Source organism: Acutalibacter intestini, assembly GCF_034334985.1.
In the GTDB taxonomy this organism is placed as follows: domain Bacteria; phylum Bacillota; class Clostridia; order Oscillospirales; family Acutalibacteraceae; genus Acutalibacter; species Acutalibacter intestini.
Genome location: NZ_JAWXXL010000140.1, coordinates 1 through 593 on the forward strand (window position 1 = coordinate 1; position 593 = coordinate 593).

At 45.9% G+C, this 593-nt stretch carries 1 pseudogene; it reads right to left on the reverse strand.

From position 1 onward, the window contains the following. Nucleotides 1-300 precede the first annotated feature (300 nt). Nucleotides 301-456, reverse strand: a pseudogene (locus tag U8U68_RS22115) (tyrosine-type recombinase/integrase); the annotation flags it as partial. Nucleotides 457-593 lie beyond the last annotated feature (137 nt).

Here is a 593-nt window from a genome sequence, read left to right on the forward strand (position 1 = left end):
GCCGGGGCTATGTGGTGGTGGAGATAAAAGAAACAATTGCATACAGCCCCCCGCCAATTGGGGCGGGGGAAGGGCAATAGGAGCCAACTACCGAGGGAAACTTCGGTGGTTGGCTCTTTTTTTATTTAAAATTATGGGTGAATTTAGATTGTCTCTTTAGACGTTCTTATATGTCGGTATAGCCCGTATTTTCGGGCTTTCCCGGCATTTTAGATATGGGGAGAAGTTCTTATATGCCCTCAAAACCTTTTAGGTTTTCCCTCTGGGTGGTAGTAAAAGAAGTCGTAAATCCGTGTGCGGCTATGCTGCAATCAGCCTTTCCATTTCAGCCTTTGCGGAAGCGAATGTTGCGTGTGCGTAATAGTTCAGCGTCATAGTGATGTTGGAATGTCCCATGATATACTGTAACGCTTTCGGGTTCATTCCGGCATTGGCTAAGTTGGTGCAGAACATGTGCCCTTATGTTATTACTCTTCCGCCGAAAGATAGGAAAGAAGCGGATGGAGGAAAAAACGAATAACCCGAGAGGGATTATGCTGGAGCCGACGCATAAATGAATGAATGTTATGAGAGATATCCTGCGCCGTATAAGG